General features: G+C 69.0%; 28 protein-coding genes. 11 read left to right on the plus strand and 17 right to left on the minus strand.

Going from position 1 to position 25,343, the window contains the following annotated elements; translation table 11 throughout:
* Positions 1–7: 7 nt before the first annotated feature.
* The 6 genes from LR394_RS10135 to LR394_RS10160 form a co-directional block, all read right to left on the minus strand.
* Positions 8–721 carry an MBL fold metallo-hydrolase gene (locus tag LR394_RS10135; protein ID WP_231440436.1) on the minus strand — a complete coding sequence of 238 codons (714 nt, stop codon included), beginning with the start codon at positions 719–721 and terminating at the stop codon, positions 8–10.
* A gap of 30 nt (positions 722–751) precedes the next feature.
* A complete protein-coding gene (locus LR394_RS10140) occupies positions 752–1,729 on the minus strand; it encodes a sensor histidine kinase (protein ID WP_231440437.1) in 978 nt (325 codons plus the stop codon).
* Entirely contained in the window at positions 1,726–2,388 is a 663-nt protein-coding gene (locus LR394_RS10145; protein WP_231440438.1) for a response regulator transcription factor, read from the minus strand. Before LR394_RS10145 ends, LR394_RS10140 begins: the two co-directional genes overlap by 4 nt.
* Positions 2,388–2,969, minus strand: a complete 582-nt coding sequence (locus LR394_RS10150; protein ID WP_231440439.1) for a hypothetical protein — start codon at positions 2,967–2,969, stop codon at positions 2,388–2,390. The genes LR394_RS10145 and LR394_RS10150 overlap by 1 nt, the downstream gene beginning before the upstream one ends.
* Positions 2,970–3,130: 161 nt before the next feature.
* Complete coding sequence (locus LR394_RS10155) at positions 3,131–4,354, minus strand: serine hydrolase domain-containing protein (RefSeq protein WP_231440440.1); 1,224 nt, start codon at positions 4,352–4,354, stop codon at positions 3,131–3,133.
* Between the two features lie 99 nt (positions 4,355–4,453).
* On the minus strand, positions 4,454–6,169 hold the full coding sequence (locus LR394_RS10160; protein WP_231440441.1) for an IlvD/Edd family dehydratase: 1,716 nt from the start codon (positions 6,167–6,169) through the stop codon (positions 4,454–4,456).
* Positions 6,170–6,247: 78 nt separating this feature from the next.
* On the opposite strand from LR394_RS10160, the gene LR394_RS10165 reads away from it, so the two are divergent.
* Both LR394_RS10165 and LR394_RS42835 read left to right on the plus strand, forming a co-directional pair.
* Complete coding sequence (locus LR394_RS10165; RefSeq protein WP_231440442.1) at positions 6,248–6,841, plus strand: bifunctional 4-hydroxy-2-oxoglutarate aldolase/2-dehydro-3-deoxy-phosphogluconate aldolase; 594 nt, start codon at positions 6,248–6,250, stop codon at positions 6,839–6,841.
* Positions 6,838–7,851, plus strand: coding sequence for a zinc-dependent alcohol dehydrogenase (locus tag LR394_RS42835; RefSeq protein WP_231440443.1), 1,014 nt, complete (start codon positions 6,838–6,840; stop codon positions 7,849–7,851). Before LR394_RS10165 ends, LR394_RS42835 begins: the two co-directional genes overlap by 4 nt.
* Here the strand turns inward: LR394_RS42835 and LR394_RS10175 are convergent.
* Positions 7,848–8,453, minus strand: coding sequence for a class I SAM-dependent methyltransferase (locus LR394_RS10175; protein ID WP_231440444.1), 606 nt, complete (start codon positions 8,451–8,453; stop codon positions 7,848–7,850). The genes LR394_RS42835 and LR394_RS10175 overlap by 4 nt on opposite strands.
* A gap of 59 nt (positions 8,454–8,512) precedes the next feature.
* Entirely contained in the window at positions 8,513–8,959 is a 447-nt protein-coding gene (locus LR394_RS10180) for a hemerythrin domain-containing protein (RefSeq protein ID WP_231440445.1), read from the minus strand.
* Between the two features lie 126 nt (positions 8,960–9,085).
* On the opposite strand from LR394_RS10180, the gene LR394_RS10185 reads away from it, so the two are divergent.
* From LR394_RS10185 to LR394_RS10200, 4 genes are all read left to right on the plus strand, one after another.
* The gene (locus LR394_RS10185) at positions 9,086–9,883 is read left to right on the plus strand and encodes a class I SAM-dependent methyltransferase (protein ID WP_231440446.1); all 798 of its coding nucleotides are present in this window, start codon (positions 9,086–9,088) and stop codon (positions 9,881–9,883) included.
* Between the two features lie 280 nt (positions 9,884–10,163).
* Complete coding sequence (locus LR394_RS10190) at positions 10,164–10,748, plus strand: hypothetical protein (RefSeq protein ID WP_231440447.1); 585 nt, start codon at positions 10,164–10,166, stop codon at positions 10,746–10,748.
* On the plus strand, positions 10,748–11,404 hold the full coding sequence (locus tag LR394_RS10195) for a signal peptidase I (protein ID WP_231440448.1): 657 nt from the start codon (positions 10,748–10,750) through the stop codon (positions 11,402–11,404). The genes LR394_RS10190 and LR394_RS10195 overlap by 1 nt, the downstream gene beginning before the upstream one ends.
* Positions 11,325–12,443 carry an epoxide hydrolase family protein gene (locus tag LR394_RS10200; RefSeq protein ID WP_231440449.1) on the plus strand — a complete coding sequence of 373 codons (1,119 nt, stop codon included), beginning with the start codon at positions 11,325–11,327 and terminating at the stop codon, positions 12,441–12,443. The genes LR394_RS10195 and LR394_RS10200 overlap by 80 nt, the downstream gene beginning before the upstream one ends.
* Before the next feature lie 85 nt (positions 12,444–12,528).
* Here the strand turns inward: LR394_RS10200 and LR394_RS10205 are convergent, their stop codons facing one another.
* Both LR394_RS10205 and LR394_RS10210 read right to left on the minus strand, forming a co-directional pair.
* On the minus strand, positions 12,529–12,792 hold the full coding sequence (locus LR394_RS10205; protein WP_231440450.1) for a hypothetical protein: 264 nt from the start codon (positions 12,790–12,792) through the stop codon (positions 12,529–12,531).
* Between the two features lie 337 nt (positions 12,793–13,129).
* The gene (locus LR394_RS10210; protein WP_231440451.1) at positions 13,130–13,708 is read right to left on the minus strand and encodes a TetR/AcrR family transcriptional regulator; all 579 of its coding nucleotides are present in this window, start codon (positions 13,706–13,708) and stop codon (positions 13,130–13,132) included.
* A gap of 104 nt (positions 13,709–13,812) precedes the next feature.
* Here LR394_RS10210 and LR394_RS10215 point away from each other — a divergent pair, with 104 nt between their 5' ends.
* Positions 13,813–14,736, plus strand: coding sequence for an NmrA/HSCARG family protein (locus LR394_RS10215; RefSeq protein WP_231440452.1), 924 nt, complete (start codon positions 13,813–13,815; stop codon positions 14,734–14,736).
* Here LR394_RS10215 and LR394_RS10220 read toward each other — a convergent pair.
* The 6 genes from LR394_RS10220 to LR394_RS10245 all read right to left on the minus strand — a co-directional run bounded on the left by LR394_RS10220 (position 14,712) and on the right by LR394_RS10245 (position 18,004).
* Entirely contained in the window at positions 14,712–15,089 is a 378-nt protein-coding gene (locus tag LR394_RS10220; protein ID WP_231440453.1) for a winged helix-turn-helix transcriptional regulator, read from the minus strand. The two genes, LR394_RS10215 and LR394_RS10220, sit on opposite strands and share 25 nt — an antisense overlap.
* Before the next feature lie 30 nt (positions 15,090–15,119).
* On the minus strand, positions 15,120–15,758 hold the full coding sequence (locus LR394_RS10225; protein WP_231440454.1) for an NAD(P)-dependent oxidoreductase: 639 nt from the start codon (positions 15,756–15,758) through the stop codon (positions 15,120–15,122).
* 317 nt (positions 15,759–16,075) lie between these two features.
* Positions 16,076–16,849 (minus strand): SDR family NAD(P)-dependent oxidoreductase, encoded by a 774-nt coding sequence (locus tag LR394_RS10230; RefSeq protein ID WP_231440455.1) that lies wholly within the window; start codon positions 16,847–16,849, stop codon positions 16,076–16,078.
* Positions 16,850–16,905: 56 nt separating this feature from the next.
* Positions 16,906–17,226, minus strand: a complete 321-nt coding sequence (locus LR394_RS10235) for a histone-like nucleoid-structuring protein Lsr2 (protein ID WP_231440456.1) — start codon at positions 17,224–17,226, stop codon at positions 16,906–16,908.
* 185 nt (positions 17,227–17,411) lie between these two features.
* Complete coding sequence (locus tag LR394_RS10240) at positions 17,412–17,777, minus strand: sulfurtransferase TusA family protein (RefSeq protein WP_269328952.1); 366 nt, start codon at positions 17,775–17,777, stop codon at positions 17,412–17,414.
* On the minus strand, positions 17,699–18,004 hold the full coding sequence (locus tag LR394_RS10245; protein ID WP_231440458.1) for a hypothetical protein: 306 nt from the start codon (positions 18,002–18,004) through the stop codon (positions 17,699–17,701). Before LR394_RS10245 ends, LR394_RS10240 begins: the two co-directional genes overlap by 79 nt.
* 120 nt (positions 18,005–18,124) lie before the next feature.
* Here LR394_RS10245 and LR394_RS10250 point away from each other — a divergent pair, with 120 nt between their 5' ends.
* Together LR394_RS10250 and LR394_RS10255 are read left to right on the plus strand one after the other, a co-directional pair.
* Positions 18,125–19,597 (plus strand): flavin-containing monooxygenase, encoded by a 1,473-nt coding sequence (locus tag LR394_RS10250; RefSeq protein WP_231440459.1) that lies wholly within the window; start codon positions 18,125–18,127, stop codon positions 19,595–19,597.
* Between the two features lie 113 nt (positions 19,598–19,710).
* Positions 19,711–20,088: a hypothetical protein gene (locus tag LR394_RS10255; protein ID WP_231440460.1), complete on the plus strand. Its 378-nt coding sequence runs from the start codon at positions 19,711–19,713 to the stop codon at positions 20,086–20,088.
* Between the two features lie 3 nt (positions 20,089–20,091).
* Here the strand turns inward: LR394_RS10255 and LR394_RS10260 are convergent, their stop codons facing one another.
* Positions 20,092–22,467, minus strand: a complete 2,376-nt coding sequence (locus LR394_RS10260) for a putative bifunctional diguanylate cyclase/phosphodiesterase (protein ID WP_231440461.1) — start codon at positions 22,465–22,467, stop codon at positions 20,092–20,094.
* Positions 22,468–23,235: 768 nt separating this feature from the next.
* Between LR394_RS10260 and LR394_RS10265 the strand changes: the two genes are divergently transcribed.
* Together LR394_RS10265 and LR394_RS10270 are read left to right on the plus strand one after the other, a co-directional pair.
* Positions 23,236–24,135 carry a glycosyltransferase family 2 protein gene (locus LR394_RS10265; RefSeq protein WP_231440462.1) on the plus strand — a complete coding sequence of 300 codons (900 nt, stop codon included), beginning with the start codon at positions 23,236–23,238 and terminating at the stop codon, positions 24,133–24,135.
* 4 nt (positions 24,136–24,139) lie between these two features.
* Positions 24,140–25,291, plus strand: a complete 1,152-nt coding sequence (locus tag LR394_RS10270; RefSeq protein ID WP_231440463.1) for a glycosyltransferase family 4 protein — start codon at positions 24,140–24,142, stop codon at positions 25,289–25,291.
* Positions 25,292–25,343: the final 52 nt, after the last annotated feature.

The raw sequence follows: 25,343 nt of genomic DNA on the forward strand, positions 1-25,343 counted from the left end.
CGGGGGTCTACCCCTGCGCCGCGCGCACTCGAATCACGGCCTCGGAGACACCACCGCTCCAGGGAGTGCCGTGACCGGGCAGTACCCACTTGCACTCGACCTGAGCCAGCTCGTCGAGCGAGGCCAGGGCCTGCTCGGGATCGTCGGTGAAGGGAGCCGGCTGCGGGCCTTCCTGACCGGTCAGCACGTGCTTGGTGGTCAGGGCGTCGCCGACGAAGAGGGCATTCACCGCGGGTACGTGCACCGCGACGCTGCCGGGCGAGTGGCCGGGCAGTCCGATGATCCGCGGGGCGCCGGGCAGGTCCAGCACCTGGCCTGCGGTGATCTCCTGAACTTCGGTGAGGTAGGTGGTGCGCAGTCCGCCCTTGCGGGCCGCGTACCAGAGGAAACGGGCGATCGGACCGGGCCGCACGCGTCCGAACGTAGGACTGACCTTGACCTCGCCCCGGGCCCGAGCCGCGTCGGCCTCGTGGATGTACACCGGCACGCCGTGCTCGCGGCGCAGGCGCTCGGCGAAGCCCAGGTGGTCGCCGTCGCCGTGGGTCAGCACGACGCCCCGGATGTCGGCCGGTGCGCGACCCAGGCCGGAGAGCTCGGCGAGCAGGTCGCGCCACTGCCCGGACAGACCCGCGTCGATCACGGTGATGCCCTCGTCGGTCACGACCAGGTAGGCGGCGACGATGTCGTTGCCGATCCGGTGCAGCTGGTGGTCAAGCTTCATGCTTCAACGCCCCCATTTGTCCGATCTGGATCAGCATAGGGCCTGTCCTGCGGGAACCGGGAAGGCCAGGCGGATTCGGGTGCCCGGTTGCGGACCGGCGCCCAGGAGCAGGGCACCGTCGTGCGCCCGGGCTACCCACCGCACAACGGAAAGCCCTAGGCCAGCCGGCCCGACGGGCGGGCGCAGGCCCGGGCCTGCGTCGGCCACCGTGACCACGGCCCGGCCTTCCTGCAGGCCGACCGTGACTGCGATCCGGGCCGGTTCGCCGGGCCGATGGCCGTGGCGCAACGCATTGGCGACCAGGTTGGCCACCGCCCGCTCGGCCAGGACCGGGTCGAGCAACGCCACGGTGGGCTCGGCGAGCAGGCTGACGGTGTGACCGTCCACCTCGAGCCGGACCGAAGCTGCTCCCTCGTCGGTGATCTCGACCTCGAGGTCGACCGGCGACAGGTCGGCGATCACCGCTTCCACCACCTGATCGAGCCGGGCGGCACGGGGACGCACGGGCAGAGTGCCTGAGGCCAGCCGGGCGCGCAGGAGCAGGTCCTCGACCGTGTCTCCACTGCGCTCGATCAGCCGAGAAGCTCGCTGGAGGGCCTCGTCCTTGGTTTCGGGATCTTCTCGGGCCGTGGTGATCAGCGCCGAAAGCGTGGCCAGCGGGGTGCGTAGGTCGTGCGCGACGGCGCCGAGGAACGACTCCTGCGCGGTGAGTGCCCGGTTGGCCGGGTTGAGCAGCTGGCCCAGGAGCATCCAGGTCAGCGGAGCGAAGCCGGCCACCGCCAAGGACCCCAGCCCGGCCAGGATCAGGGCGAGGGTCTGGCCCGCGGAACCGGATTCCTCGGCGTAGGCATCGGAGCCACTTGGGCTTTGCGAGACCCAGGACACCGAGGCCACGAGAATCACCACGCCGAGCGCCAGGACCGCGGTGAACCAGACGGTGAGCAGCGTGCGCAGCCGGTTCAGGGCCTGGACGGTGGGCATCGGAGCCGGACCGGCTCGCAGGTTCATGCCGAATCCAGCCGGTAGCCACGCCCGCGCACGGTGCTCAGCACCGCGGGTGGGCCGAGCTTGCGGCGCAGTTGGCCGACCACCACGTCGACCACGTTGGAGGCCGGGTCGGCCATCTCGTCCCAGCAGTGCTCGACCAGCTCGGAGCGGGTGACCACCTGGCCCGGCCGGGTGGCCAGCAACTCCAGCACGGCGAACTCCTTCGGCGTGAGCGAGAGTTCGATGCCGGCCCGGGCCACCTCGTGCCGGGCCGAGTCGATCCGCAGGTCGCCGCATTCCAGCACGGCTGGGCGCAGGGTTCCCGAGCGGCGGCACAGGCTGCGCACCCGGACCACCAGCTCCGGCACCGCGAAGGGTTTGACCAGGTAGTCGTCTCCCCCGGCCTCGAATCCGTCTACCCGGTCGTGGATCTGGTCGCGGGCGGTCAGGAAGAGCACCGGCACGCCGAACCCGCGCTGCCGCATCCGGGCCACCAGCTGCAGGGCGTCACCGTCAGGCACCATCCGATCGAGAACTGCGGTGTCGTAGGCGTTCACACTCAAGGCCTCGTCGGCGGCGGCCAGGGTGCCGGTGACGTCCACCGACAGCCCCGCCCGGCGCAGAGCCCCGGCAACTCCGAGGGCGAGATCCGGATCGTCTTCCAGGAGGAGCACTCTCATCAGAACCTCTGCGTCCAGGCGTACCAAGGGCCGGTGATGTGCTCGTAGAGTTCCTCGGAACTGTTCTGCGGAGCCCGGTAAGGACTGTAGGCGAAGCCCGTGCCGTCGATGAAACCGGTGTCCGCCAGCATGAACCGGGCCGTTCCGTCGGGGCTGCGCTCGGCCGAGAGAACCTGGAACACGCCGGCCTTCTCCGGAGCCGGTGCCTGCGGGTCGGACACGAAGTCCATCATCGCCGGCTGCGCGGTGGCCAGACCGGCGCGCAGCGGCAGACCGGTGGTCACCACCAGGCCGAGGGTGAGCACGACCAGCGGGACGGCCAGCCAGCGCCAGAGGTGCTTCCACTTCCAGCCGGCGAACACCAGGGTCAGTCCGGCCTTGATCACGAAGACCGCCCCGAGCACCAGCCAGCCCACCGCCGCGGCCAGCCAGAGCAGGAAGAACGTGCCCGGCGCGGCGTAGGCCACCACCGTCAGCGCGGCGTTCACCAAGGTCAGGGACAGGAAGATCCAGCCCGGCGCGCCGTCCGGGCGGCTCTTGGGGGTGCGCTCGTGGGTGATGTCGACGAAGGTCTCGTCCATGATCTCCGGTCCTTCCCGGTCAGAGGGTGATCTCGATGGGAAGACTCTCGCGCAGCGATCATGAGGTTTCGGTGAGGAACGGTTTCCGGCTGGGCTCCCGGTCCGGCCCGGCCTGAGGCCGTACCAGCCGGGAGCCCTCGAGCCCGGCTCCCCGAAGGATGCTAGCTCGCCTTGCCGTGCAGGGCGTCCAGGACGGTCTGCGGAACCGGCTTGCCGAGCATCTTGCAGGCGGTGACGTCCTGGGCCGCGAAGGCCACCTGGGCGAACCGCTCGACACCCGGATTCGTGGTCAGGTCGGCCGGGCCGGCGGTGGTGTCGCTGACCGCCGTGCGCCGCCCGTCCGCGGTGACCAGCGCCGTGCTGTGGTGGCCGTTGGTGTCGCCGCCGTGACCCCAGACCGGCCCGCAGGCCGACTCGATGGTGAACACGCCCAGGCCGTAACGACCCTGGATCGGGTAGTCGGCCGGCAGTTCGACGGTCTTCTTCATCTCCTTGAGCTGCTGCTGCGAGAACAGCTTGCCCTGCATCACCCCGGAGAAGAACTTGGACAGGTCGCGCTGGTCGGAGATCACCGCGCCGGCCGCGCCGCCCCAGCCACCGATCGGCCAGGACGAGGTGTCGGCGTAAGTCGGCTCACCGTCGGCGAAGCTGATCGCGTAGCCCCGGGCGTAGCCCTTTCCGGTGTTGGTGGCGGCCGGTTCCGGGTAGTAGGTGTTCTTCAGGCCCAGTGGCTTGACGATGCGCTGCTGCACCAGGTCGGCCAGGCTCTTGCCGGTCTTCTTCTCCAGCAGCAGCCCGATCAGCGTGTAGTTGGTGTTCGAGTACGACCAGTCCTGGCCGGGGGCGAAGTTCGGATCGTGCGCGAACGCCACCTCCAGCAGCTCTTCCGGCGTCCAGACCCGCTCCGGGTCGCTGTACAGCCCCTCGGCGAAGGCCTCGTCGCCGGTGTAGCTGAACAGGCCGCTGGTGTGGTTGAGCAGCATCCGCACGGTGATGTTCGCACCGTTCGGCACCACCCCGGGCAGGTACTTCTCGATGCTGCTGTCCAGCTCGACCTTGCCCTGGTCGACCAGCTGCAGGGTGAGCGCGGACATGAAGGTCTTGGTGTTGCTGCCGATCTCGAACCGGTCACTCGCCTTGAGCTTGCGGCCGGTCTCGCGGTCGGCCACGCCCTGCGCGGTCAGCTGGACCTGGCGGCCGTTGTCGATCCGGGCCATGTACCCGGGGGCGCCGGACTTCAGCACCTCACGGGCGACCTGGTCCATGGTCTCCCGGTGCTTCTGGTGCGCCGAGGCCGAGCTCGCGGTGATGACTGCTCCAGAGCCGGCCAGGACGGCGGCTGCGGTGAGGGCGATCGCTTTGGTCTTGGTGGTTGTCGTCGTCATGGGTTCAAGCCTGTCGGCCGGAAGCGGTCAGATCATTGCCTCCTGCTGCCCACTCCGGCCGGGGGCCTGCCCTACCGCCGAGGTACAGCAGGCACTACCTCAATGCGACTCGCGGGCCACCTGGTCACCGCTGGAGCCGATCAGAAAGTCCAGGTCGGCGCCGGTGTCGGCCTGCATGACGTGCTCCACGTAGAGCTTCTCCCAACCCCGGCCCGGAGCGGCGTAACCGGCGGCCGCCTCGGGACTGTGCCGGCGGGTGGCCAGCTCTTCGGTGGGCACGTCCAGGGTGAGGGTGCGCCGGGCCACGTCGAGCTCGATCCAGTCGCCGTTGCGGACCAGGCTCAGCGGCCCTCCGGCGGCGGACTCCGGGGCGACGTGCAGAACGACTGTGCCGTAGGCAGTTCCGCTCATCCGGCCGTCGCAGATCCGCACCACGTCGCGAACCCCGGCCTCCAGCAGCTTCTTCGGCAGCGGCATGTTCGAGACCTCGGGCATCCCCGGGTAGCCCTTGGGCCCGCATCCGCGCAGCACCATGACCGAGGTGGCGTCGATCTCCAGCTCGGGGTCGTCGACGCGGGCGTGGAAGTCCTCGATGCTGTCGAAGACCACCGCCCGGCCCCGGTGCTTGAGCAGGTGCGCGGAGGCGGCGGCAGGCTTGATCACTGCGCCGGAGGGAGCGAGATTGCCCCTGAGCACGGCAATTCCGCCTTCGTCGAGCAGCGGGGTGGGGCGTGGGCGGATCACCTGCTCGTCCCAGATGGCGGCCGCGCCGAGGTATTCCACCAGGGGCTTACCGGTGACGGTCAGGGCGCTGGGGTCGAGCAGGTCCTCCACCTGCTTCAGCACCGCCAGTAGGCCCCCGGCCCGGTGCAGGTCCTCCATCAGGAACCGGCCGGCCGGGGCGAGGTCGACCAGCAGGGGTACCCGGGAGCCGATCCGGTCGAAGTCGTCCAAGGTCAGGTCGATGCCCAGGCGCCCGGCGATGGCCAGCAGGTGCACCACGGCGTTGGTCGAGCCGCCGATCGCCGCCAGCGCCACGATCGCGTTGTGGAACGAGGCCCTGGTCAGGAAGTCGCTGGGGCGGCGGCCTTCGGCGACCAGTTGCACGGCCAGGCTGCCGGTGTGGTGCGCGGCGGCCAGCAGTCGGCTGTCCGGCGCGGGCGTGCCTGCTGTCCCGGGAATCACCGTGCCCAATGCCTCGGCGACCAGGCCCATGGTGGACGCGGTGCCCATCGTGTTGCAGTGCCCCCGGCTGCGGATGGTGGCCGACTCCGAGAGCAGGAAGTCCTCCTGGGACAGGGTGCCCGCGCGGACCTCTTCGGACAGCCGCCAGACGTCGGTGCCGCAACCCAGCGGGACACCGCGGAAGGTGCCGGTCAGCATCGGCCCGCCGGGTACCACCACCGCGGGCAGGTCGACCGAGGCGGCGGCCATCAGCAGCGAGGGAATGGTCTTGTCGCACCCGCCGAGCAGCACCACCCCGTCGATCGGGTTGGCCCGCAGCATCTCCTCGGTGGCCATCGCCGCCATGTTGCGCCAGAGCATCGCGGTGGGGCGGACATTGGTCTCGCCCAGCGACACCACCGGCAGCTCCAGCGGGATGCCCCCGGCCTCGTACACGCCGTTCTTCACCGACTGCGCCACCTCGTTCAGGTGCGAGTTGCAGGGGGTGAGGTCGGAGGCGGTGTTGGCGACGGCGATCTGCGGCCGGCCCTCGAAGGCCGAGTTCGGAACGCCCCGGCGCATCCAGGACCGGTGGATGTAGGCGTTGCGATCTTCTCCGGCGTACCACGCGTCGCTGCGCAGATTCGGCATTGAACCGCCCTTTCGGCTGGCTACGGGCTTACCCCGTCGACCCTTTCACACAAAGTGCGCGAGCTGTAGCGTGCCGGTGTGGACCACTTCTTCGCAGCGCACCTGACCCGGCGCCGGGTGATCGGCATCTTCCGTGGCCAGAGCCCGGAACGGACGGTCGAGCTGTGCCATCGGGCCTGGGACAGCGGGGTGGAACTGGTCGAGGTCCCGGTGCAGTCGCCCGCGGCCGTGCCCAGTCTGCGCGCCGCGGTGGAGGCCGCGCAGGAGCGTGGCGCGCTGGTCGGGGCAGGCACGGTGCTGCGGCTGGACCAGCTGGAGGAGGTGCTGGCCTTCGGCGCCTCGTTCGTGGTCTGTCCAGGTCTGCACGAGGAGGTCGTCACCGAGTGCCTGCGCCGGGGTGTGCCGATCCTGCCCGGTGTGGCCACCTCCACCGAAGTGGCCAAAGCGCTTTCCTACGGCCTGAACTGGCTCAAGGCCTTTCCGGCCGAGCAGCTCACGCCAGGCTGGATCCGCGCTCAGCTCGGCCCCTTCCCCGATGTGCGGTTCGTCGCCACCGGCGGGATCTCGGCCGCCAACGCGAGTGATTTCCTGGCTGCTGGCTGTCGGGCGGTGGCGATCGGATCGGCGTTCGGCAGCGAAAGCGGCATCCAGGCCCTTGAGCGGGTGCTGTGAGGGCTTTCGTGATCACCGCGCCGGGCGTGGGCGAGGTCTGGGACGTGCCCGAACCCGAGGCCGCTGCTGGCCAGGTGGTGGTGGACGTGGAACGCGCGGGGGTCTGCGGCACCGACGCCGAGTTCTTCTCCGGCGAGATGTCCTACCTGCACACCGGTCAGGCGGCGTACCCGTTGCGGATCGGGCATGAGTGGTGCGGCCGGGTCAGCGCGGTCGGTCCTGGGGTGGACGAGGCGTGGCTGGGGCGGCGGGTCGCGGCGGACACCATGCTCGGTTGCCGTTCGTGTCGGCTGTGTTCCAGCAATCGGCAGCACCTGTGCGCTGAGCGGTACGAGATCGGGATCCGGAACGGCTGGCCGGGGGCGCTGGCCGAGAAGCTTCCGGTGCCGGTGACCGCGCTGGTCGAACTGCCTCCAACAGTGGACGTTGTGGCCGGCGCCCTGGTGGAACCGGCGGCTAATGCGCTGCGAGCGGTTCGCGGGGCTGATCCTGGCCCCGGCAAGCGGCTGCTGGTGATCGGGCCGGGCACGATCGGCCTGCTGTCCGCGCAGATCGGTCAGGCGCTGGGCTTCTCGGTGACGATCGCCGGAACAACGGACGCTTCGCTGGCTTTCGCTGCCTCGCTGGGGTTTTCGGAGCTGCTGGCCGGGGATGCGGTGCGCGACGCCCCAGGGTTCGACGCGGTGCTGGACGCGTCGAACGGTTCTGGGGTGCCGAGCCTGGCCGTGGACGTGGTGGATCCGGGCGGGCGGGTGGTGTTCATCGGTCTTTCCGCGCAGCCCAGTCTCCTGGACAGCCGATCCTTGGCGCTGAAAGATGTTACCGCGGTGGGCGTGCTGTCCGGTTCGGGTGGTCTGACCGGCGTGGTCGAGCTGTTCGCCCAGGGTGCGGTGGATCCGCGCCCGCTGGTGGCCACCACCGTGGGGCTGGACGGGGTGAGCGAGGTGCTCAAGGGCTCCCGTCCAGCCGGTGCCGGGCCCAAGCTGCACGTGGACCCCCGGATTGGTTAGGCGATGGAGAACACGCCCACGACGAAGTCGTCCTCCGGGGAGAACGGGCGCAGGTCCCAGGTGCTGAGCAGCAGGTCGGTGTTCAGGCCGGCCTTCACCGCGTCGTTCAGGAAGTCGTCCACCTCGTAGCCCCGGCCGGAGCCGAAACCGACCACCGCCCGTCCCCGCTCGTTCAGGTGCAGGCGGAAGCGGCGCAGGATCTCCGGGCGGGTGCTCGGCGCGCAGAACGTCATCACGTTACCGGCGCAGACGATCGCGTCGAAACCTTCGGCGATGCCCTGGGCGGGCAGGTCCAGCTCGGACAGGTCGCCGGTCAGCCAGGTGGGGCCGGGGTGGTCCTTCTCGGCGGCGGCGATCAGGGCCGGATCCACGTCCACGCCGACCACCTGGTGCCCCTGCCGGGCCAGGTAGCCGCCGACCCGGCCCGGGCCGCAGCCCGCGTCCAGAATCCGGGAGCCCCGCCCGAGCATCGCGTCGATCAGCCGGGCTTCACCGTTCAGGTCGGCGCCCTGGGCCGCCATCGCCCGGAACCGCTCGATGTACCACTGGGAATGACCCGGATCTTCGGCGATCCGCCGGAGCCAGAGGTTCTCCTGAGTCATTGCTGCTCCCGCAAGTTCGGTGATGCTTACCGGGAGGCATCGTAGTCGGGGGCCGAAAGTCACAAAGGTCCCAGGGCGTCCTCCGGCCGGGCCTGCAGGCCGAGGCCTTCCAGCACGGCCAGCAGGGCCTTTTCCTCGAACCGGAAGTGGTTCTCCATGATCGCGCCGACCCCCTCGATGTGCCGCTGCAGTTCCTCGGGGCCGGCCTTGCGGTCCACCGCTGCCTGCAGGCCGCTCAGCAGGTAGGCGATCATCGAATGGTCCTGCTGCAGCTTCTCCAGGGTGCCCCGCAGTTCGGGATGGGCCCGGGCGATGGCCGGGAACAGGGTGCGGTCCTCACCCCGATGATGCCTGTCCAGTGCCGCACAGAAGCCGTGGCAGTACAGCAGCAGGTCTTCGACCCCCGCGGCACGGGATATCTGCAGGGCTTCCCGCAGCCGGGCGTGCACCCGCAGCAGTTCCTGACTCCAGGCGATCAGCCTGGCCTTCTCTCCGCCCTCAGACACGGGCGGACGAAGGGAACGACGTAGTCATCGTCGTGCTCCTTGCCATCCGGCGCCTCCATGCCTGGCCCGGACGGCCATCGACACGCGACGCTGAGAGTGACCATAACCCATCAGAAGGGATCCGGGTTGGACACCGCGGCAGTACTGAAGGAGTACGCGGACCTTTCTCCGCTCCAGGTCCGCATCGCCACCCACCAGCACTTCAGCGAACAGGCCAACGATCCCGAGGCCGAGGTGATGGCGGAGCTGGGCCTGCCCTCCGAGCAGTCGCTGCTGGACGTCGGCTGTGGCACCGGCACCTTCCTGAAGCAGCTGGCCACGACCGGGCACCGCGGCCGGCTGATCGGGCTGGACACCTCGGAGGCAGCGGTCAGCGCCGCGGCCCGGATCCCGGGGGTGCAGGCACTACGCGGCAGTGCACTCAAGGTGCCGCTGGAAACGTCCACCGTTGATATCTGTACCGCCCGCCACATGCTCTACCACGTGCCGGACCCGCTGGCCGCGCTGCACGAGTTCGGCCGGGTGACCAGGCCCGGCGGCCGGGTGACGGTGGTGGTGAACCACGCCCGCAACTGCGCCCGGACGATGGACTGGGTGCGCCACGTCGCCGCCCGTTTCGGCGCCGACACCAACGACACCGGGCTGAACGACGTCAACTCCGGCTCTCTGCCCGATCTGATGACAACTGCTTACGGCGAAGTGCGGGTCGTGCGCGTGGACAATGCGCTCGTTTTCCACGAACCCGCTCCGCTGACGGCTTTTGCCGAGGCAGCCCTGACGTTCTGCGGGGTGGCCGCGGACTTTCCGCACCGTGACGAGGTAATCGGGGCGATCCGGCGGGAAGCGCAAGCCTGGTTCGAGCCCGGCGGGAGGGTGTGGCGGGACCCGAAGGGCTACGTAATCTGCTCTGCCCCAGTGATTTAGTTACCTTCAGGAACGGCTCAAGGATTGCTGGCGGCTTGAGCCCGGGACCCCCGACCGGCCTAGTGGCAGACCTTCTCGCCCGGGAATGTCCGAACTCAGGACTTCCGGCCTGCGGTCACGGTGCGCTGCCGATCGGGGGTCGACTACTCCGAAAGAATAAAGCCGAAGGCCGATGCAACACGTTGCGTAATGACTTTCACGGCGCCGACGACAAGGCTCCCCGAAGAAAGTTGGTAGGCCGGACCGCACAGGTTCTTCCGGCCTGAACTGGGAGGTTTCAGTGCGCGTACTCCGTCAGCACCTCGCCGTACCGGCCGCCATCACCACCGGTCTCGTCGCCAGCGGCATGATGGTCTGGCACACGTCCTACGCGGCGTTCAGCGCCTCGAGCACCGTTGGCGGCAACACGTTCGAAGCGGCACAGGTAGACGTCAACGCCAACATGGTGGGGGTCTCCAACTTCTCAGCGACGAACATGGCCCCCGGGCACCCCGAGACCGAGTGTGTCGTGGTCACCTACACGGGTGGCGTCGACTCCACGGTCACCCTGTCGGTGAAGTACCCGTCGGGCAACAACGACCTCGGGCAGTACCTCAACTTCAAGATCGAAGAGGTGGACACGGCGGGCGGCTGCGCCGGGGCGAGCCAGACCGGCGCCAACGAGATCCTGCCCGGAGCGACGACGCTCGACGAGAAGGTCTCCCAGTCGACCGGAGACGGCACCACCATCAGCTGGAACGCTGCGAGCAACAACAGCACGAAGCGGTACCGTTTCACCGCCGACGTGGCCGCCAACGCCAACGCCGCGCAGGGCAAGACCGCGGGAGCCGAGTTCGTCTGGACCGCCAAGAGCAACCCCGCCTGATGATCGCGCGGCGCCTCGGGGGCGGCCTGCTCATCGCCAGCCGCTTCCTGTCGATCAACGTCCTTTCGATGATCTGCGGCATGATGGTGTGGGCGGTGGTTCCCCTGATCTTCGGCTGGTCCGCCCACACCGTCGCCTCAGGCTCGATGTCCCCCAAGGTCAAGGTCGGCGACATCCTGGTTTCCGGCCCGGTCAAGGAGTCCGAGCTCAAGCCCGGCATGGTGGCTGTCTTCAACGATCCGTCCGAACCGGGGCGGGTGCTCTCGCACCGGATCCAGGCGGTCGAGGACGGGCACCTGATCACCAAGGGCGACGCGAACCCGACCCAGGACACCGCCGAGGTGCCGATCGAGAACCTGATCGGGGTGGCCAAGCTGAACGTACCGAAACTCGGGTACCCGGGCGTGTGGTTCGGCCAGCAGCGCTACGACCTGGTGGTCCTCACCCTGGCCGGCCTGATCGCGATGTGTCTGCTGGCGATGTCCCCGCCCCGCAGGCCCGGCGAGCTGCAGCTCACGCTCAAGCCCGGGCCGATACCGGTTCGCCGACGCACGCCCCGGAAGTCATCATCGAGTGATGCGTCCATTCCGGATCAGCGTGTCCCCGCAAGCAGTGAACCAGCTGCGTCAGCGCCTGCAGAACACCAGGTGGCCTGACGCCGGAACGGCTCCGGACTCCTCGCAGGGTCTGCCGCTGCACCTGGTGCAGGACCTGTGCGACGAGTGGGCCAACGGCTACGACTGGCCGGCCACCCAGGCCCGACTCAACCGGATACCGCAGATCGTCACCGAGATCGGCGGCCTGAAGATCCATGCTGTGCACCTGCGTTCGCCTGATCCAGAGGCTACCCCGCTCCTGCTCACCCACGGCTGGCCCGGATCGTTCCTCGAGTTCGAGGACGTCCTGGAGCCTTTGACCTCCGGCCAGCCGGCCTTTCACGTAGTGGTCCCGTCATTGCCGGGCTACGGTTTCAGCGGTCAGCCGTCCCAGCCGGGATGGGGTGTCCACCGCATCGCTGACGCCTGGGCCGAACTCATGACGCGACTGGGATACGACAAGTTCATAGCTGCCGGCAGCGATTGGGGCACGAGCATCAGCACGTGCATCGGCCGGCAGCATCCGCAGCGGCTTTTCGGGCTGCATCTGGTACCACCGCTAGCTGCCCCTGTGTCCGGACAAGATCTTACCCCCGCCGAAACAGCTGCATTGCAGGAACTTTCGGAGCGCGCCGGTGACGCGTCGGCGTACTCCGAGGTTCACCGCACCCGGGCCCAGACCATTGGTTACGCGCTGGCCGACTCCCCTGCCGCCCTCGCGGCCTGGATCGGCGAGAAGTTGCTGAGCTGGACCGACGGCCCAGACGCCCTGAGTCGTCGGCAGATTCTGGACAATCTCAGCCTTTACTGGTTCACCCGCACCGGCGCGTCCTCGGCCCGGCTCTACGCCGAGAGCATCGCCGAGGTCGGGCGCTGGTTCACCGACCCGGACGCGATCGAGCCCGTACTGGTGCCGACCGCCGCTACCGTCTTCCCGCGGGAAGTACCCCGGCCGTCACGGCGATGGACCGAGCACCGCTTTCCCCAGCTGGTGCACTGGGGCGAACCGCCGCGCGGTGGGCACTTCGGAGCCTGGGAACAGCCGGAACTTTTCACCGGCGAAATTCGTTCAGGCGCGACTGCTTTGCGCGGCCTCTGATCACGGCTGTGAAAAAGGCCCGGACCAGCGGTCTCTCGACCGGGTCCGGGCCACCGTGGCTTGATGACGCCGAAAAGGTTTGTAGCTACAGAGCTGCGCGCAGACGAGCCAGAACGTGCTCGGCGTCCCACGCGTGATCGTACTTCTCGTTCAGGCCGTCGTCGTCGATGCAGTTCACCACGGCGGACAGGGCCTGACGGGCGCGCTCGTTGAGAACGACGGAAACGTAGCCGGTCTCCGAATCGCGCGTGACGGCGACGAAGGGTTCGGACTCCTCGAGAACTTCTTCTTCCTCGAACTCGCCCTCGAAGAGATCGTCCCGGGTCAGCAGCGGGCTCAGTGCATTCACTTTTAGCCTCCAGTAGAGCCTGACGACCGAGCGTCAGTGCCTCGTACATCCCATCTTCCGGACCTCGGCGGATTTGGCAACCGGGATGCTGTGACGTGCGCCACTTTGGGTCGAACGGATGAGCACACCGAGCGTCAACTGCAACGATCCGCACCCACCGTCGGAAGCTCTTGCCCACGTTGCAAATTCCGGCAGAAGCCGGCGCACCGCACACCGCACCGGCCCACGCAACGTGTCCGAGCCCTACGTGAGCGGACTCACGCCCAGGAAGTCCCAGCGAAATCTGCACCCGGTAAGCTGGTTGAGGTGCTGCTGTGCGGCCCGCTGATTTGCCATGTCATGAGCGTTTTCTCGCCATCGTCGGGCTGATCCCGCGCACCGCCAGCTCGAGTAGCCGCGCGGATTCTTCTTTCTGGTCCGGGTGATGCTCGGTGGCCAGCGAAATACCGGTCACCAGAGCCAGAAGATCGCCGATACTGGCGGCCGGATCCAGCGCACCGGCCTGCGCCGCCCGCCGCACCAGCGGTTCGCCCGCCGTTGTCAGCCGAGCCGAAGCACAGTGCGCGCGCTCCACCTCGGCCAACGATGTCTCTCGGACCAGCGCGGCGGCCAGACCGCGAAAAGTTGCGGCCGAACGGTTCACTTCCCGCAACCAGTCCAGCAGTGCCGCCCGGGCGTCGTCCGCCTCGGCGAGATGACCCGCCTGCTGACACAACCCGTCCACACGTTCCGCAAAAACCGCTGTGAGCAGGGCCGGCCGACTCGGGAAGTGCCGGCGAACCGTGCCGGAACCGACTCCGGCCAGCCGGGCGATCTCCTCCATCGAGGCGTCGGCGCCATCGCGGGCGACCACTTGCGCGGCCACCTCGAGCAGGCGGACGTAGTTACGGCGGGCATCGGCACGCTGGACGGGCATCGGCATTCACCTCGGCATTGCTAACCGGCGGGGTCCGCCGTATCGTAGCCGACCAGAACCGGCGACCCCCGCCGTTTCGCCTGAGGTGAGTGGAGGCGTCCCTCATGAACTCTTCCCCCGAACCCGTCCTGATCACCGGTGCCACCGGCCGGCAAGGGGGTGCGACCGCCCGGGCGCTGCTGGCGGCCGAAGTCCCGGTACGGGCGCTGGTCCGCCATCCGTCCTCGCCCGCGGCTCAGGAGGTCGAAGCACTCGGCGCCGAACTGGTGGCCGGTAACCTGCTCGACCGCGATTCGCTGCTGCGGGCCATGCGCGGCGTCCGCGGGGTCTTCTCGGTCCAGATGCCCGCGGTTTACGGCGCCGGATTCGACTTCCAGAACGAACTCGACCAGGCACTAACCCTGATCGACGCGGCCCGCGCCACCGACGTCCCCCATTTTGTTCAGACCACCGCGAGCGGCGTCAGCCGATTCACCGACTGGCCCGGTCACGAGACCGGGCGATGGGACGCGCTGGCGCCCTACTTCACCACCAAGAACACCATCGAGAACCGGGTGCGTGAGGCCGGTTTCCAGCAATGGACGATTCTCCGGCCCGGCACGTTCATGGAGAATTTCCTGCCCGAGGCCGCCTACTTGCTGCCGCGGGGCCTGGAAGGTGGCATCGTCACCGTGCTCAAGCCGCACACGCACCTCTCGCTGGTGGCGGTGCCGGACATCGGCGCTGTCGCCGCGGCCGCTTTCACCGATCCGGACCGGTTCGACCGGATGGAACTGGAACTGGCCAGCGACTATCTGCCGATGAGCGAGATCGCCCGCGCTCTCTCGGCCGCATTGGGCGTCGAACTGCAGGCGCCGGACCTCACCGATGCGCAGGCGCTGGCCGCGGGAATGCCCGCCTGGGCACTGGAATCCCACGAGATGCTGCGGGAGATCGGCCAGCCCGCCCGGCCCGAATTCCTCCGGGCGCTGGGCATTCGGCCGACCTCGTTCACGCAGTGGCTTCAGCCCTGGGCGCTCGCGTCGTAACGCTCGCGGGCCTCCAGCACGCCGGGCATGTGCTTGCGGGCCCAGCGCTCCAGCTCCAGCAGTACCGGGCGCAGCGTCTGCCCGGCCTCGGTCAGCTCGTAGACCACCCGCGGCGGCACCTCGGCGAAGGCCTGGCGAACCACCAGCCCGTCCCGCTCCAGCGCCTTCAGCGTCTGCGACAGCATCTTCGGCGAGATCCCGGCGACCCGGTCGGCCAGGTCCCGGTAGCGGGCCGGGCCGTCCGAGAGGACGCCGATCACCAGGACCGTCCAGCGGTCACCGATCCGGTCGACCAGCTGCCGGCTCGGGCAGTTCGGGTCGTACGGATCCCACTCGATGTCCTCGTTGCCCATCGGCGTCCTCTCGGCGGAGCGTTCACATGATCAGTAGGCGACACCGAGACGCTGACGCCGGTGCGCGCCCGTCTCGATCTCGTCAACATAGGCGATCGCGTAGTCATCGCCCGAAACTGTCTCCGCGCCTTCGAGGAGCAGGTCGCCGCCGACCCGGAACGTGCCGGTGCGCTCGCCGGCGTTCCACGAGCCGAAGGCCGGCGCCGGGCTGACGTAGAACCAGTCCAGCTCGGCCTGGCTCTCGCGCAGGGCCTCGAGGATCTGCTTGTGGCTGCCTGCCTCGCCCTTGTACGCGTCCGGGAACTCCGGGGTGTCGATCAGCGCCGGGCCACCCTCGGCCACCAGCAGTGAGCCCGCGCCGCCGACGAAGCTCAGGCGTGCGCCCTGCTCCACCGCGATCTTGGTCAGCAGCGGCAGCGCCTCGATCAGCTTGGGCTCGCCCTCCTCGCCCGGCAGCGCGCGCAGCGCCACGACGATCTGATCGGCACCGGCCGCGACCTCGCTCACGAACGCCTCGTCGTGGATCGAGCCGGTGCGCAGCTCGATGCCCTCGGCGACCTCCTTGGCGTTGCGGGCCACCCCGAGCACCTGGTGCCCGCGCTTGACCAGCTCAGCCCCGATCCGGCTGCCCGCGTAACCGGTGACCCCGAAGATGACGACCTTGGCCACGACATACCTCCATGCTTTCTTGTGGATAGCTACTATCCAGAAGGTAGTTGATCGACATGGGTCAGCGCCAGCCGCCGAACGGGGATGTCGGGCAGCTCACTCCAGGGGCGACGGCCACTCGCAGTTGGCAAGCGCAGGTCCCGCCTGACGCGCGTCGCTCAGGGCGGCCGCCAGGCGCACTCGGCGGTCGGAAGTCGCGAAATGAGGCGCTTTGAAAGCTTTCAACTGCGACTTCGAGCCGCCAGGTGCGACATCACGCCGGCCACGTTCGTCAGGTCTGCCCGAGATGAATGCGGCCAGCTGGACAGAGGATTCGCTCAGGCGACGGAGAAGCCGCCGTCGACGAAGATCGTCTGCCCGGTGACGTAGGCCGAGGCGTCGGAGGCCAGCCAGACCGCCACGCCCGCATAGTCCTCCAACTCGCCGTTGCGGCCCCTGTGGGTGCGCGCAGCCAGGGCTTCGGGACGGCCCGGAATGGCAAAAGCCTCAGCGGTCAACGGGGTTCGGACGAAGCCCGGGCCGACGGCGTTGCAGCAGACACCCTGCGGCGACCAGGCCTCGGACTGGGAACGGGTGAGTCCGGCGACGGCGGCCTTGGACACGCCGTACGCCCCGCTGTTGCCGAAGGCGCTGACCGACTGCTGCGAGGCGATGTTGATGATCCGGCCCCAGCCGCGCTCGGCCATCGCCGGGCCGAGGGCCTGCCCGAGCAGGAAGGCCGCATCGACGTTGACGGCCATCTGCCGGTCGTAGTCGGTGGCGGTGAGTTCGCCCATCGGGGGCCGCAGATTCAGGCCGGCCGAGTGCAGGAGAATGTCGATCGGGCCGTACTCGGCCTGGGCCCGCTCGGCCAGGCCGATCGCCTGGGCGCGGTCCTCCAGGTCGGCCACCAGGTAGCCGGCCTGCACCCCGTCGGCCTGCAGCCGGGCCACGTTCTGCTCCAGCGCCCCGGCCGTACGGGCCACGAGGATCACCCGCGCGCCCGCCCGGCCGATCGCCTCGGCCATGCTCAGGCCGATACCCGAACTGGAACCCGTGATCAGCGCGGTCCGGCCGGAACAGGAGAACAGGTGCTCAAGAGCAGGATGCATGCCCGGACCCTAGGGCACCCGTCCGCCTTCGCCAGAAGCAGTTCTCAGGACAGGCCTTAGTTGCCGGCCGCGTGGTACTGCTCGAGCACGGTGGAGGAGATCCGCCCCCGCGCGGAGACCTCGATGCCGTTGCTGGCCGCCCAGGCCCGCACCGCCGCGGTGTCCACCCCGGCGCTCACCTTGCGGATGGTCCGGCCGGTCTTGGTCAGGCGGCGCGCCCCCTCGGTGTACGGCTCGAAAGCCTGACGCAATTTGGCTGCGTTCTTCTCGGTGACGTCGATCTCGTACGTCTTACCGTCCAGAGCGAAGGTGACCGTCTCTGCAGCGGGCTTTCCGTTGATGTCGTCGGTGAATTCCACGACCGTTCTCTGCGCCATGCCCCAGAGCATAGAGCGGAAACTCCGCAGAAGTAATTCGGGTCGCCGATGCGTGTCGAATTCGGCAACTCGGCATTCACCCGGACGGCCCAAGACCGGTCACCGCCGAACGAACGGCGAAGCCGGGCCGGGGAACTCGACCAAGCACACCGAATACCGGAAGAACACGAGTAGCCACCGAATGCTTACTGCGAATCCCGGCCGGAATCGCGCTCCAGGTGCCAGGGCCGGTCCGGCCGGGTGGCCCGGGCATCGGCGACCACCCGCAGCGCGTGCACCGCATGATCCGGATGCTCGTGCACCAGCCCGAGATATTCGTGCCCGGTCAGATGGCACCAGGCGGGCAGGTCGATCGGGGCCGCCGGGTCGGTGGTCAGCACCTGCACCACCGTGCCCGGTTCGGCCGGGGCGACGACCCCGCGCAGCTTGATCAGCAGCCGCACGCAGAGCATGCCCCGCCCGTCGAGGGTGATCAGCGGCCCGCGCGCCGGTCGGCGGCCGCGTACGAAACCGCAGCCGTGGCAGCGGAGACGGCCAGTACCGACGGCCAGGCGCCGATCTTCTTGGCCAGCGGGTGGGACAGGCCGAAGGCCCCGAGGTAGGTGGCGACCAGCGCGCCGGTGGTGGCGGCGTTGGTGGTGCGCGCCCATTCCCGCCCAGCCACGACCCCGCCCACGGCGAGCACCGCCCCGCCCAACGGACGGATCCCGGTGCGGCGGGCGACCTGCCATCCGCCGATCAGCGAACCTGCGGTGACTGCTGCAGTAGGAAGACGCATGGCCCGACCGTACACCGCGTTCTCCCGGGCCTGATCGGCCGGTTTAACGGAAACCAGGCGTTCGCCCGAGACCGGCGCACTACGGTCGGCTCACCAGTGGAGAGTGAGGCGGGGGTCACGATGCGGGTCGCCATTGTGGGAGCCGGTTACGCGGGTCTGAGTACGGCGCGGATGCTGCTTCGCTGCGGTTTCCAGGTCACGGTGTTCGAGCAGGCGCCGGATGTCGGCGGGGTGTGGAGCCGGACCCGGCGATATCCGGGCCTGCGCACCCAGAACGACAAACGCACCTACGCCTTCTCCGAGTTGCCGATGCCCGCGCACTATCCGCAATGGCCCTCGGGTGAGCAGGTTCAGCAATATCTGGAGAGCTACGCAGCCGGGTTCGGTCTGAGCCCGGCGCTGCGGCTGAGCACGCGGGTGGTCTCGGCCGACCTCGAGGACGACCGGTGGACCTTGACCACCCAGCCCGCGGGCCGGCCGGAGCAGAGCACCTTCGATCATCTGGTGATCGCCAACGGCATCTTCTCGCGCCCGGCGATCCCGGTGTACCCCGGCCGTGGCGAGTTCGAGGCCGCCGGGGGAAAGATCTGCGCAGCACAGGATTTCGCCGATCTGGACGACGCCCGCGGCCGGCACGTGGTAGTGGTCGGCTACGGCAAGTCGGCCTGCGACGTGGCCGTGGCGATCAGCGACGTGGCCCGCAGCACCGCCGTGGTGGCCCGCCGGCTGCTCTGGAAGATGCCCCGCCGGCTGGCCCGGGTGCTGAACTACAAGTACCTGCTGCTGACCCGGATGGGCGAGGGCCTGTTCCCCTACATCCGGCCCACCTCGTTCGAGAAGTTCCTGCACGCGCGGAACTCGGGCAGCACCCTGTTCGGTCCCGTGCAGCACCTGATCGTGCGTCAGCTCGGGTTGCAGCGCCTGGGCCTGGTGCCGCACGGCCCGTTCAGCGACATCGCCCGCAGCACGGTCAGTCTGGTCACCGAAGGCTTCTTCGAGCGGGTGGCCGACGGCCGGCTCCGGGTGCACCGCGACGCCCAGATCACCGAACTGTGCGCGGTCGAGGGCCGGCCGAGCGCCAGACTGGCCACCGGCCACACCATTCCGGCCGACCTGATCGTCTGCGGCACCGGCTTCGACCAGCAGGTGCCGTTCCTCTCCCCCGCCCTGACCGCTCAGATCCAGGACACGCGGGGGAATTTCGTGCTGTACCGCCACATTCTGCCGCCCGACGTCCCGCAGTTGACCTTCGCCGGCTACAACTCCTCGTTCTTCAGCCCGCTGGGTGCGGAGATGGCCGCGGCCTGGATCGCCGCTCATCTGCTCGGTTCGCTCAGCCTGCCCACCCCCTCCGCCCGGCGAGCTCAGACCATCGAGCAACTGCGCTGGATGGAGACCTTCAGCGAGGGCAAGCACGCGCGCGGCACCAGCGTGATCCCGTTCTCCATGCACAACATCCACGAAGTGCTGCAAGACCTGCTTTTGGACGTCGGTCCGCTCACCAAGGCGCGCCAATGGCTGCTCCCGGTCGACCCTGCGACCTACCGCAAGGTCGGCCCGGCTCTTCTGCAAAGGCATGGCCTACTCGAGTGAGCCATCGCCGACCAGGCGCGCCGGGCGTCCTCAATTACGCAGTTCCCAGCGGTCAGCCGAGGTGATCGACATGCCGAGACACCAGCAGAGCAGCCGAGAGAACCGGAGTGATCATGAACGCGGGCATGTCGTTCTACGCCAGCACCGACCCGGCCGGCGCCGGTACCGCCGAGCGGGACATCCGCAACATCTTCGGGACCTCGGCCGGGTTCCTGACCTGCGAGGACGACTTCCCGGAGGCGATCGGCGAGCGCTTCACCGACACCCGGGGCCGATTCCCGATGACCGAGATCGTCGAGGCTTTACGCAAGGACACCGAACTGCCGGGCAGCGAGTTCTGGTTCGCCCACGTCCGTGGGGGTACGGCCCAGGTGCCCAGGGAAGCCAAGTACCTGACCGTCGGGCTGGACGACAGCCCGGAGGGGTATCACCTGCGGCGGCAGTACGGGACCACCGAGCACCGCTACCTGGCCACTGTGCAGCCCGCCTAGATTTCAGGCGGGCAGGGTGACCTCGACCTCTACCTCGTCCGGACGGGCGAAGGAGATCAGCCGGGCCGGGCCGGCGTCCCGAAGCAGGTTGGTCATGCAGTCGGCGGGCTGCGGGCGGCACAGGTGATACCCCTGCCCGTATGCGATCCCCAGATCAGCCAGCCGCTCGCGCTGCGGCTCGGTCTCGATCCCCTCGGCCACCACGTCCACCTGCAGTGACTTGGCCATCGCGACGATCCCCTCCAGCAACGGAGAGCTCGGCGCCGTCTGCAGGTTGCTGGTGATCGAACGGTCCAGCTTCAGCTGACGCACCGGGTAGCGGTGCAAGTAGCTCAATGACGTGTAGCCGATCCCGAAGTCGTCCAGGCTGACCCGCACGCCGGCCTCGGTGAGCAGCGCCAGGGTCAGCGCACCCGCCTCGGGCGGCAGCTCGTCGTGCTCGGTGATCTCCAGGTGCAGCTGGGAAGGCTGCACCCCGGTGAAGCGCAGGTACTCCAGCGTCACGTCGGCCAGCGCCGGGTCGAGCATGCTGGTGCGGCCCAGGTTCACGCTGACGTAGATCGAGCCGATGCCCTCGTCCTCCCACTCGGCCACCTGGCTCAGCGCGTCCAGCAGCACCCAGCGGTCCAGTTCCCCGGCCAGGCCACTGGTCTCGGCCAGCGAGAAGAAGTCGTCGGGCCGGATCATCCCGCGCTCGGCGTGCCGCCAGCGCATCAGTGCCTCGCAGCCGGTGATCAGGCCGGTGCCCAGCTCGACCAGGGGCTGGTAGTAGACCTCGAAGTGCCCGGCGGTGACGTCTCCGTCCAGGGTGCGGCGCAGGTCGGTGAGCAGTTGCTGGCGGCCGAGCACCTGCTCGCGCTGCTTCGGGTCGTAGTGCACGACGGTGTTGCGGCCCGCGTCCTTGGCCGCGTACAGGGCGATGTCGATCTCGGTGCACACCTCGGCCAGGTCCCGTTCCCCGGTCAGGTCGGTGACGCCGATGCTGGTGCGCACCGGCATCTCCAGGCCGGCCACGATGAACGGCTCGGCCAGGACCTGATCGCGCACGGTCTCGACCGCGGCATGCCCGGGCGGCAGCACCAGGACGAACTCGTCGCCGCCGGGGCGCACGATGAAGGCCTCCGGGGAGACCGTGCCCCGCAGCCGACGGGCCAGGGTGACCAGGACCTCGTCCCCTGCGTAGTGCCCGAAGGTGTCGTTGATCTGCTTGAAGTCGTCAAGGTCGAACAGCGCCAGCTGCCACGGCCGGGCCGGGTCGATCTCCAGGTCGCGCAGCGCCTTGGCCATGCCGCGGCGGTTCAGCAGACCGGTGTACCAGTCGCGGTCGGCCAGGAGTTCGGTGTCCAGCACCGCAAAGGCGCCACGGATCAGGGCGACCAGCGCCACCAGCACGCCGACAAGCACGTAGACCAGCGGCGGAAGCTGCCCGGCGCCGGGGGCGTCGATGATGTAGAGCAACGCCGGCACCGCGGCCAGCGGGACGAGAGCGAGCAGCCGGGCGGATTCGGACCGCCGGCGCATCAGCGTCTCGGGTTGGAAGGACAGGCGCATCGAAGGTTCCAGCGGAGCCCAGACGAACAGGCCGACCGCCACGGCCGCCGTGATGTCGGCGAGCACGTCGGGGACCGGGGCCCGGCCGCCGGTACCGATCACCTTCAGCACATCGTTCGCGACGATCACGAAGGCGCCGACGAAGCCGATCACCAGGGCGCGGGGCAACCTTTCCCGGGAGAGGAGGAAGCGGGCCAGCAGGCCGGTCAGCACCACGTCGACGATCGGGACCACTGCCGCGGCGAGGGACCCGCCGGCCGGCAGCGCCCGGACGCCGGTGATCACCTGGGCGATCACCACCCCGAAGACGCCGACGAGAAGCAGCAGGTCGCCATATCTCCGCAGCGACCGGTGCAGCCGGTCACGAGACCGGCCGAACTCCTCGTCGGCGCCCGGGAAGAACGCCGACCGCGATTGCTCCACGGCCGGCGGCTCACTCGAAACACCAGTTGCACTAAGACTTTCCCGGCGGCGCCGGATCCAGGACAGCCGGATCACGATGCCGATCGCACACGCCTGCCCGGCGAGCTGCAGCACCGCACTCAGTGCGGCGCCCTCCGCAACCGCCGGGCTCACCAGCAGGTCGACCAGACCTGCACCGCCCCACAACGCCAGCATGCCCGCGACCAGGCCCCAGGCGATCCGTTCGGCGGGCCGGTACCACCCGATCCCGACGAGCGTCGCGCCCACGGCCATCCACGTGCCGACCAGCAGCAACCACTGCTGCAGGTCGGTCAGACCGGCCAGCGCGGCCAGCCCGAGGAGCCCGAGGAGAGGAACCAGCAGCGGTACCGGCCGAGCTGTTTCGGCACCCTGTGACTTCCTCATGCCCTGTTGTTCGGCCGGGCCGCTGCGGACTCAAGTACACAGCGTCACCGAATCTGTGGCTCCAGCGTGTCTTACACCCAGTCGGCCGAGTCCGGCCCGGCCCAGGACTGCTGAGAGCGAGGGGTTCCGGCCCGAACGCACCCCAGCCTTGTTGATTGAGGACGTTGTGGGCGCCCGTTCCGGACAACTCACCTCAAGTGCGGGGAAAGGCCAATGATTCGCGAGGCCTCCCGTAAAGAATCCGGCCGGCCTGCGTCGGCCGTCTCGCGGATCGTTAAGAGAGTATTCATCCGTCTTATTCTGACACCATTTTGTGGCGCCTTTTCGGCGAGCGCCGGAATGCGTCCCGGGGTGCGGTGAACCCGCAGGCCAAGATCGCCAAACTGCACCAAAGCGAACCTGCCGGGAATATTTCGCCCGCGCCGGCCAGAGTCCGCAGCCTAGCGGGCCAGGTGCTTCCACCCACTTCAAGCATCGTTAAGTTCGGCCTAAAACCTCGAAGGCTGTTAATTGTTGCGAGAAGTTGTGGGAACGCTCGGAAACCACACGGTGAACCCAGCGTTCCGGCTGCGATCGCGGCCGCCGGGGCGCCTCATGGTGATTCCGACAAAGGGTCACGGTTCGGCCAATTCGGCTGATAAAACTTTTTCTGCCCGACCGTGGCGATGTCGCACGCCGGGTAGTTGGCGAGTAGCCGGAGAACCGACTCCGCCCCGACCGGAACGGTTCCCAGCGCCCTGGCCTTTACTTCACACCTGAAGGATTCCAGTGACGAACTCAGCCCATCGCGCCGGTGTGCGCATCGTCAGCGACAACGGGACACCCGTCCGGCCCGTGGATCCGGGGGAAACGGCCTGGGGGTCGGGCCACGGTCTGTGGCTGACCATCGCGATGCCCGCGTACAACGAGGCCGCCACCATCCGGACCGCCGTGAACGAGGTGCTCTCGGCCGCCTACCCGTGCCCGGTCGAGCTGATCGTCGTGGACGACGGCAGCACCGACGGCACCGCCCAGGCCTTGAGCACGATCTCCGACCCCCGGTTGCGGGTGCTGCGGCACCAGGTCAACCGGGGTAAGGGCGCGGCGCTGCGCACCGCCATCCAGGCCGCCCGCGGGAACTACCTGCTGCCGTTCGACGCCGACCTGGAGTACCGGGCCGAGGACATCAGCCAGGTCCTGGCCCCGGTGGTCAGCGGAGTGGCCACCGTGGTCTACGGCCCGCGGCTGTTCGGCTGGAACACCGTGTACCAGTCGTTCCGCTACAAGATCGGCAACCTGGCCACCACGCTGGCGGCCAACGTGCTCTACGACAGCGCGCTCAGCGACATGCACACCTGCATCAAGCTGGTGCCGCTGCCCCTGCTGCGCCAGATGTCCTTGTCCGAGGCCGGGTTCGGCCTGGACACCGAGATCACCGCCAAGGTGCTGCGCAGCGGCCACCGGCCGTTCGAGGTGCCGGTGCACTACTACTCCCGCACCCACGGCCAGGGCAAGAAGATCAACTGGCGCGACGGCGTCCGTTGCCTGGTCGTTCTGGCTCGGGTCCGGTTCGCCGCGGCACCACCGCGCGCCGAGCGTCCGATCGCTCTGCGGATGGAACCACCGGAAGCCATCCGGCGCGAGAGCACCGAGCCACCGGCCGCGTTTCCCCAGGCGCTGGCGGACTGAGCTCATGCCCAGACTCGCCGTGGTCAGTGACGCCGTGATGCCCTATCACACCGGAGGAAAGGAGGCGCGGTACGCAGCGTTGCTGCCGCGCCTGGCCCGTTCCGGACTGCAGATCGACCTCTACACGATGAAGTGGTGGGGGTCCGGCCCGGATCCGGTCCACGACGGGGTGGCCCTGCATGCGCTGAGTCCGATGCTGCCGCTGTACCGGGGTGAGCGGCGCTCGGTGCTGCAGGCCGTGGTGTTCGCGCTCTGCTCGATGCGGTTGCTGCTGCGCCGGTTCGACGCGCTCGAGGCCGACGCCATCCCGTTCCTGCAACTGTTCCCGCTCAAGCTCGTCGCCCTGATCCGGCGCAAGCCGCTCCTGGTGACCTGGCACGAGCTCTGGGGCCGGGACTACTGGCGTCAGTACCTCGGGCCGGCCGGGGTGATCGCCGCCGCGATCGAGGCCTACGCGGTACGCCTGCCCGACCACATCTTCGCGGCCTCGGAAGGGACGGCGGAGCGGATCCGAGTGCTGCGGGGTGAGCGCGGCGGGGTGAGCGTGGTGCCCAACGGGCTCGACCTGCAGCACATCACCGCGGCGCCGGCCGGTGAGCCCAGCGATGTGCTGTGTGTCGGCCGGCTGCTGGCGCACAAGAAGGTCGACGTGGTGCTCGAGGCGCTCGCGCAACTGCCGGGCCTGCGGCTGCTGGTGCTCGGCCAGGGTCCGGAGCTGGCGCGCCTTCAGGCCCTGGCGCTGAACCTCGGGGTGGCCGAGCGGGTGGAGTTCCGGCCTCCGGTGCCGGACCGGCTGGAGCTGCTCGGGCTGATCAAGGCCGCCCGGGTGCTGGCTTTCCCTTCGGAACGTGAGGGTTTCGGCATGGTCGCGCTGGAGGCCCTGGCCTGCGGCACGCCGGTGGTCACGTCGTCGCACCCGGACAACGAGGCACGCCGGCTGGTGCAGCCCGGGGTGAACGGGGTGGTCGGCCCGGCGCAGGCAGCTGCGGTGGCCGAGGGAATCGCCCAGGTGCTGAGCGCCGGAGCGCCGATGCGGGCGGCAGCCCGGGCCGGGGTGGCCGACAGCGACTGGGAAACGATCGCCGACCGGCTCGCCGGGTCGATCCACACGCTGCTCGGAGCCACCCCGCCGGTGGCCGTCCGCACCGGTGAATGAGCGTGGGACCGGCAATTCGGCCGTTCTGCCCCAACTGCCGGAAGTACGCGGT

It is taken from the genome of Kineosporia babensis, from assembly GCF_021129305.1.
Classification (GTDB): domain Bacteria; phylum Actinomycetota; class Actinomycetes; order Actinomycetales; family Kineosporiaceae; genus Kineosporia; species Kineosporia babensis.